The organism is bacterium (Candidatus Blackallbacteria) CG13_big_fil_rev_8_21_14_2_50_49_14, assembly GCA_002783405.1.
GTDB lineage: Bacteria > Cyanobacteriota > Sericytochromatia > UBA7694 > UBA7694.
Window position 1 is genome coordinate 1 of sequence record PFGG01000001.1, and the last position, 7,385, is coordinate 7,385.

Sequence of the window (7,385 nt, forward strand, 5' to 3'; positions counted from 1 at the left end):
ACAGAAGATTACTCAGAAGACTACCAGAAGAATACTTCAGAAGATTACTCAGAAGAAGAATTTAAAACCCCCTATATCCCCCAAGGGGAATTGAGCGCGGAAGAAAAATTCTTTTCTGATTCGGTTGAGGTTTCAAAACCAGAATCCCCCCTTCCCAAACAACCGGCTTTGAAAGATTTGCCAAAAAGTTCCGGGAGCACTGATGCCCCTGGCGCTTTTGCTCCGTTGCCCAAACACGACCCCGAAGGGTTTCGCGAATTCTGGGCCCAACATCCGCGCAAAGTAGGCCGCCAAAATGCCGTTCGGGCCTGGGACAAGATTAAGCCAAACCCAGAAACCAAGGGGCAAATCATGCATTCCTTGGGCTGGAATAAAGCCAACAATCCCCAGTGGACCAAAGACGGGGGGCAGTTCATTCCCCATCCGGCAACATGGCTCAATGGCTTGCGCTGGACCGATGAGCAAACCATCATTGCGCCAGAACAGCAATCAAGGCCCATGACGACGACTGAAAAAAATATTAAATTCCTTCGCGAATACCGACAAAAACACGGATTGGAGGCCTGAACATGGCAAGTATCGAAACGATTACCAAAATGCTCGAACGCTTTTCAATCGCCTTCAACATGCCCGAAATAACAGAAGCCGCGCTCGAAACTTGGGCTCTAGCTCTGGATGACATCAGCGACGAAATGGTGCAGGCCGCCACGGTGCATTTCATCAAGACCTGGGGCAGCCAATTCAACCGCAAACCCCGCCCCGGTGATATCCGCGAATTTCAGAGCCAAGCTTCAGAATCAAGCTGGGCAGATGCCTGGCAGGAAGTTCAGGCCCTATCACAAGCTTGCGTGCAGCCAGATAGCACGGTTGAATTTTCAAGCCCAGAAATCCGCCAGGCCTGCCAATCTGTCGGGGGCCTTCGCGCCGTCTTTGAGTGCGAGACAGATATGCTACCTGCCATTCGCGCCCAGTTTCGCGATGCTCTCAAGACCATCCGCGCCCAAAACCAGGCCCGGAATATTGTTCAGCGCGTAACAACTCCCCGTGTTGAGCTGCCCGGTATGGACGGCAAAACCATCATTCAGCTCAAACCAGGTCAAGCAGATATCTCCGATGAGCTTCATCGGACTATCAAGGTTTTACCCGAGCCAGAAGATGGAAACTGGCACGCCTATGCCAAGGCACAGCGCGAGCAAGCCCCCGTGGTTGACTTCGCCAAATTGATGGCGCGGAGGGCACTGTAATGCTGAGCTTAAAACAAATTGTTATGCCAGAACTCGACAGCATGACCCATTCTAAGCGACTTGAAGCGGTTTCTGACCTGATGAAATCCGCCAAGAATTCAAGCCCTCACAGCAAAAGCTATGAATGCCATTACTGCTTAGACACCCGATTTCTAGCTGTCTTTCCTGAATGGGTTGCAGACGGGGATTGCCTGGGCGTGACCATGGATGATATCGCGGTTTGCGAAAAAAGAGACGTGCGCCAGTGCTTCTTTGTCCCCTGCGACTGCCACCCTGGCCAGATTGCCGGGAAGGACATCAAGCGCTTTGCCAAATATTTTGGCCTCCCCATTTTTGAACATGACCTTGGCGCCTGGATTATTCAGTACCGCCGAGATATCGAATCGGCCCGCTTTGCCGAAGACGAAGCCCGCGCAGAAAAACAACGCAAAGAACAGGAACAAGCAGCGTGAAAAAATTTCTTTTTATCGACACCGAAACCAATGGGCTGCACGCTGATTACACCAAGCCCGGAACCGATACCGACAACTGGCCAAGATGCATCCAGCTTGCGTATGCTCTGACCACCGCCGAAAGCCCCAAAGACTCTCTCAAATGCGGGGACTGGGTAATCAAGCCAGACGGCTGGACTATACCCCCAAAAATCACGAACCTGACCGGCATCTCCATGGAGCGGGCTGAAACTGAGGGTGTACCCATCGCCTACGCTCTCGACACGTTTGCCTACGTTTATAGCCAGGCTGATTACATTGTTGCCCATAACCTCGAATTCGACTGGCCAGTTCTAACCGCGGAATACACCCGGCTGGGTCTCGAAGTGCCGACCGGCGCAATTGAGATTTGCACAATGAAAGCCCCCGAGGTTATCAACTTCTGTGCTATCCCTGCAGGCTCTGCACAGCGGTATCGGGGTCAAAAATACAAATGGCCCCGGCTTCAAGAGCTTCACAAAAAGCTGTTTGACCACGAATTTGAAGGGGCTCATGATGCAATGCGAGACATGGCCTCCCTGACCTATTGCTTCTTTGAGCTGGTAGAAATGGGGGTCTTGGCAATCTAATGCAACTCTCACTCAACGATTTTTTAACCCCAGCTGAGCGCCTGCCCGAACTGCTTGACCACCGCAAGCCCAAAAACCTGAAAGCTGACCGCTGGGCATTGGCCAAACCCCTGCTTCAATCTGCTCCAATCGTGACTGAAAACCCCGCCGAGTTCGAGCGGGTAATTGAATCCGTGCTCGACACCCTGGCTCTGAATCAAAAGCAGGGGCATGAGCGCATGATTGGACATACCGTGACCTGGGTGACAGGGGCGACATTGCCAAAGCCCAAGCACCACAAGGGCAAAATTTTGGCCGTCCTGTCCCCCGGCGCAAAGCGCGAAGACTGGATTCACCTCTTGCCTCCTGAGTTCGATGAAATGGGCAAACTGGTCAAAGGTATGGAGGACGCCCGCCAAATCGGCAAAGAGCGCAGCAAAGAGCTGAAAGCCCTGCGGGCAGAATGGAAGCGGCTATATAAGGCCGTCAAAGTCAATGCGAAAAATGGCGGGTACCTGGTCGCTGAAGAGGCCGAGGAGGGTGTTGTCTATCGCTGCATCGCTCCGCATCTGGTGCACAGGCAGGCAGAAAGCCAGACCCTTTTGCTGCAAAAGGGTCTGGCTGAGACAGCCACCGCCTCTCTGCCTGAGCCGGAGCAAACAGATAACACCCCGGCCCCTGTTTGTTCTAAACAAACACCCGAGGTCAGCCGCCTGCAAACGTTCGCAGAGCATGAATGGGTTTGCGATTTCTGCAGCTCAAAGATGCGTTTTAGATACACATCCGATATTGAAGTCGGCTTTGATTGTTCCAAAAACCCCAAACACTTGCTCAAAATTACCTACTCAGGAATGAATTGGTCAAATCATACTGGCGGTTTTTCCGGGCCACTGCCAGACATGCTCGGCAATTATTTCAAAGGCGAATTTAACGAGCGCCAAAAAGAACTTATTTTGCTGGCCTTTGACCTGCGGGGAGAAAAAACCGGCAATATCGAGGATGAACAATCCAGAAAACAGGTTTTTTTAGAGTCGGGAAAAGTGGTTAATCGGCATGTTGAGCGTACGCTGGAGATTTTGGCGCGGATTGACAAAGAAGAGGCCGAAGAAAGCCAGCCCAATAGCACACCCGTTTCGTCCCCAAGTGTCACAGCCCCAGAACCCGCCGCAAAAGTGATTCTGGGCAAACCGCTGGGCCGCTCACACCCCGGACTGGGCATCAATAAGCCAGTGTGCTTTTACTGTAAAGGCCAAGAAGAGCTAGAATATGCCGGCCTTTTTCCCAATGCAATCAAGAGCATGAATCACCACATTTGGCGCTGCAAAAAACAGCCGCGCCATCAACTGGTCTGCGCTGAAAAAGGGGATTGGTGGTACCAGTGGTGCGGGGGCGTCGGCTATGGCGTGACCTACGGAGTGCCAGAGCTTTGGATGTGGCGGGATATTTTCAAAGATGCCACTGGCCAAGAGCCCGAATTGACACCCGAGCCCGAAATCGATGTGCAAGGGCTCGAACTGGAAGCCCAAGACCTGCGCTTAAAGCTGAGAGAAGTTGACCGCAAGCGTGGCCTGGTTAAACAAGCATCTGATTTGAAGGCTGCAATTGATGCGGCTACAAACGAAATCAACCGGATTTGCATGCACGGGTATTCAGCATCCCTGGATGCAATGCTGGGGAGAAAACAGGTCTCTATTGACGCGATGCGTCGTGAGCTTGGGGCTCTAAATGAAGAAATTGGCTCAACGATTATCCCCGTGACCTGGCGCTGGGAAGAACGGCTTGCTGAGATTGAAAAGACTCTTGGCCAGGCCAAAGGGGGCCAATCATGAACCCCGACTTCTACCAGGGCCGCCTGGGCTATTGGCACTTTCACTGGGATGGTTACACATCCAGCCCCTACCACTCCTATGAGGCGGCAAAATTTGCTTACGCCGCATGGGCGACAGCGGGGAGGCCGGGCCATGGCTAGACTCAAGGCCTTTCTTGTTCGGGACGCCTTTGAGGGGTTCACGCAACTCATCTTTGCTGAAACATCAAGTAAAGCCCGCTATTTCGCGGCAAGTCGCAGCTTTTATGGTGATTTGGATTATGTCGATGCACGGGCTCGTCGTTTTCCGTCCGGAGATGTCGCCCTGAGAGAAGGAGCGATTGAACCCTACTGGGAGGATGACGAGAAAATATGCGGGGCCCTGGGCATGAGATATTCCTGCTTCGATTGCGAGACCGTTTACCCGGTCGGGGAGGACTGCCCCAATGGCTGCTAAATGTTCATCATGCAAAGCCCCCATCACCTGGCTCAAAACCGAAAACGGCAAATCCATGCCCGTCGATGGCCACCGCGAAATAAGCGGGCTCTGGGATAAAAAGCTCGGCTCGCACTGGGAGACGTGCCCCACGCGCAAGCAGCACAAGCGCCAGCCCCAAGAGCGCGTGCAGGACAGCCCTATTTTAACCAAGCCCTCACCTGATGGGGAGATTGACGGGGTTGAATATTACCTTGACCAAAACCCCTTTAACCGTCGCTGGTCGATTCGTTTTTTCTTCAAAAGCGGTGTACCAGCCGAGGCTTCTAATTTTAAAGAAGAGGCCGATGCAATTGCCTGGGCAGAGAAGCTGATTAAAGCGCCAGCTGAGCACCGGCTCACGCTCGAAGAGATTGATTCAATGGTAAGGGAGATTAAGGGTATGCACGGGCGCGAACGTGATGCGCTGCTCGCTGGCCTGGACCCATACGAAGCCATGAAGCCCAAGCCCGTCACTCCCCCTGCTCGCGCCAAAGTGGTCATCTATACCGATGGCTCAAATATCGGGCAGCCAGGTCCGGGCGGCTGGGCAGCGCTCTTGATTGGGGCTGATGGAACCAGAAAAGAACTGTCGGGCCCCATGGTCTCAGCAACGAATAACCAGGCCGAATTAACGGCTGTTATCAAAGGCCTTGAAGCGCTGCGAAAGCCGTGTAAAGTCAAGCTCTACAGTGACAGCAAATACGTGGTTGATGGCATCTCCCAGTATCTGAACAAATGGGTTCGCAATGGATGGAGAACCACGACCGGCGATGTCAAAAATCGTGAGCTGTGGGAGCAGGTTCACCAGCTCTGCCAGAAGCACGAGGTCAAAGCCCAGTGGGTCAGGGGCCACAATGGGCAGCCAGAAAATGAGCGGGTTGATGAATTGGCGGGTATTCAGTCGAGAGCAGAGAAGGAAAGACAAAAAGGAGAATTGGCGAATGTCTGAAGAAAGAACAATCTTAAACAGGGTTGCAATCGAGCGCCTGAAAAAAATCGAATCGAGAGCAACGCCGGGGCCGTGGACAAATTGCGAATATCAACCGAATCGAATCGAGGCGCAAGCGCAAACATGTCCTGACACAGGGCCGTCTATTTGCAACATTATTTATAGCGATGATTATTCAGACCGGCAATATGCAGACGCAAAGCTGATAACTGCTCTCAGGAATAATGCAATTCCCTTGCTTGAGGAATTGAGTGCTGAGAACGAGCGACTCAGAAAAGAATTGGAGGCCCTGCAGAAGAGCAGGGATGAGCAAGAAGGGGGAGAGCTCCCTTTCTGCTACGGTTGCCACAATTCGGGCGTAAACAGAGGCGGGGGTGATTGTCAGGATTGCGGATTTTCGAGCTACTGACGAAAGGAATTTGGTGGACTAAATTCTAAATTTGGTGCACCAAATCTCTATTTGCACCCTCAAAAAGCAAAAGACCCCCGGTTTAATCCGGGGGCTTTTTGCGAACTGGACCGCTTTGGCAATTATAAAAAGGGCCTCTTGGGCAACAATTACACCGACCTTTCAGCGGTCCTCAACCGTTCCGCGCAGAACGGCTGACCGTCACGCGCTACCGCAAACGCTATGCGAAGCAGCTTGCGAGAGCACGCAGTGATGGCTTTATTTCCTGTGCCTTTGCTGGCAAAGTAGGGATATAGGGGGCTGTTTTTTCGGGCACAATTGACAGCGGCCCGAAACAGTAAGAAACGAACTTGAGTCCGGCCCTGCCGCGAGATGCGGGCCCTGCCAATTTTCTTGCCCGAACTTTTAACAATCAAATTGAGCCCCGCCATTTTGAGCACCTGGGCCTTGTGACTGTACCCGCGCAAGTCCCCCAGCTCACCAAGTATGGAGGAAATACAGACCTCTCCCATGGCTGGAATATCCAAAAGCAAATGCCCGTAATCAATCCGAAGGATAGCGGCCTGCATCTGCGCTTTGAGTTCCAAAAGCTGTTCACGGGTGCGCTGAATCAAACGCACCAAAGCCGCGACCTCTCCTCCCGTCATCAACTGAGAATCGTTTTCAGCCTGGACCTTGGCCGAGGCATAAAGCGCCGCCTTGCGCTCTGGCGTTCCCCGGTACCCAAACACGCCTTTTAAGCTCTCGCAGAAAGCCTCTTCGCTCAATTGTAAAACACTTGCTGGACTGGGGAATTGAGAGAGAAACCTGATGGCCCCCACCTGCTTGAGCTTGAGAATGTTTTTCAGCTCTGGCCAGGTCAAATCTATTGCCCGATGCAGCCGGTTAAAAGCGGTTTGACGCTCAACAGTCACCCGCCGGTAAAGCTCGGAAATCTGGCGCAAATGGAGATACAAATCTGGCTGCTCTTGAAAACGGATTATCTTTCTGGGGTCTGCGCCAATATTGGCCAGCATTCTAGCGTCAAACTCATCGCTTTTAAGGTGCGTTCTTCCCAGTGATGCCGACTCATTTTTAACCGCATTGCAGGGAACCAGATAAACGGGCTTGCCTTTGCGGCTGAGCCAGGTGGCCAGCGGTCGGTGATAATGGCCCGTAGGCTCAAGACAGTACCCCGTCACACCTTGCATTTCAGACCAGCTCAACAATGCCTGAAAGCCCTGGGGTGTGTTGCTGAAATAGAATGGCTTTGAGCCCCGTGATTCCAGCGCGGCAACGTTCGTAAAGCGAGCGATATCTATACCCAAAATTTTACTCATGCGAGAATACTATACAATTCACGCAAAACAGTTTGAGACTGATATCACAACAAGGCTCAAACACAAACTGTTAGTGTGTCAGCACCATAAAGCTGTAATTATAATAGTAATTCGAAGTACGGGTATGCTCAGGCAGGGTG

9 protein-coding genes are annotated in these 7,385 nt (G+C 52.3%); 8 read left to right on the top strand and 1 reads right to left on the bottom strand.

Annotation, left to right across the window (positions count from 1 at the left end):
* The 8 genes from COW20_00005 to COW20_00040 form a co-directional block, all read left to right on the top strand.
* Positions 1-567 (top strand): hypothetical protein (locus COW20_00005; protein PIW51190.1); only part of this gene is annotated, 567 nt, incomplete at its 5' end.
* A gap of 2 nt (positions 568-569) precedes the next feature.
* Positions 570-1,244 carry a hypothetical protein gene (locus COW20_00010; protein ID PIW51191.1) on the top strand — a complete coding sequence of 225 codons (675 nt, stop codon included), beginning with the start codon at positions 570-572 and terminating at the stop codon, positions 1,242-1,244.
* On the top strand, positions 1,244-1,696 hold the full coding sequence (locus tag COW20_00015) for a hypothetical protein (protein ID PIW51192.1): 453 nt from the start codon (positions 1,244-1,246) through the stop codon (positions 1,694-1,696). Before COW20_00010 ends, COW20_00015 begins: the two co-directional genes overlap by 1 nt.
* Complete coding sequence (locus COW20_00020) at positions 1,597-2,304, top strand: 3'-5' exonuclease (protein ID PIW51193.1); 708 nt, start codon at positions 1,597-1,599, stop codon at positions 2,302-2,304. Before COW20_00015 ends, COW20_00020 begins: the two co-directional genes overlap by 100 nt.
* Complete coding sequence (locus tag COW20_00025) at positions 2,304-4,112, top strand: hypothetical protein (GenBank protein PIW51194.1); 1,809 nt, start codon at positions 2,304-2,306, stop codon at positions 4,110-4,112. The genes COW20_00020 and COW20_00025 overlap by 1 nt, the downstream gene beginning before the upstream one ends.
* A 132-nt stretch (positions 4,113-4,244) precedes the next feature.
* The gene (locus COW20_00030) at positions 4,245-4,547 is read left to right on the top strand and encodes a hypothetical protein (GenBank protein PIW51195.1); all 303 of its coding nucleotides are present in this window, start codon (positions 4,245-4,247) and stop codon (positions 4,545-4,547) included.
* Between the two features lie 475 nt (positions 4,548-5,022).
* Positions 5,023-5,517: a ribonuclease HI gene (locus tag COW20_00035; protein ID PIW51198.1), complete on the top strand. Its 495-nt coding sequence runs from the start codon at positions 5,023-5,025 to the stop codon at positions 5,515-5,517.
* The gene (locus tag COW20_00040) at positions 5,510-5,926 is read left to right on the top strand and encodes a hypothetical protein (GenBank protein PIW51196.1); all 417 of its coding nucleotides are present in this window, start codon (positions 5,510-5,512) and stop codon (positions 5,924-5,926) included. Before COW20_00035 ends, COW20_00040 begins: the two co-directional genes overlap by 8 nt.
* A 149-nt stretch (positions 5,927-6,075) precedes the next feature.
* On the opposite strand, the gene COW20_00045 is transcribed toward COW20_00040, so the two are convergent.
* On the bottom strand, positions 6,076-7,245 hold the full coding sequence (locus tag COW20_00045; GenBank protein ID PIW51197.1) for a hypothetical protein: 1,170 nt from the start codon (positions 7,243-7,245) through the stop codon (positions 6,076-6,078).
* Positions 7,246-7,385 lie beyond the last annotated feature (140 nt).

What these genes read in the sequence shown, in the direction of transcription:
- COW20_00010 (PIW51191.1), top strand. Translation starts at nt 570, where the DNA reads ATGGCAAGTATCGAAACGATTACCAAAATGCTCGAACGCTTTTCAATC.
- COW20_00015 (PIW51192.1), top strand. Translation starts at nt 1,244, where the DNA reads ATGCTGAGCTTAAAACAAATTGTTATGCCAGAACTCGACAGCATGACC.
- COW20_00025 (PIW51194.1), top strand. Translation starts at nt 2,304, where the DNA reads ATGCAACTCTCACTCAACGATTTTTTAACCCCAGCTGAGCGCCTGCCC.
- COW20_00030 (PIW51195.1), top strand. Translation starts at nt 4,245, where the DNA reads ATGGCTAGACTCAAGGCCTTTCTTGTTCGGGACGCCTTTGAGGGGTTC.
- COW20_00035 (PIW51198.1), top strand. Translation starts at nt 5,023, where the DNA reads ATGAAGCCCAAGCCCGTCACTCCCCCTGCTCGCGCCAAAGTGGTCATC.
- COW20_00040 (PIW51196.1), top strand. Translation starts at nt 5,510, where the DNA reads ATGTCTGAAGAAAGAACAATCTTAAACAGGGTTGCAATCGAGCGCCTG.
- COW20_00045 (PIW51197.1), bottom strand. Translation starts at nt 7,245, where the DNA reads ATGAGTAAAATTTTGGGTATAGATATCGCTCGCTTTACGAACGTTGCC.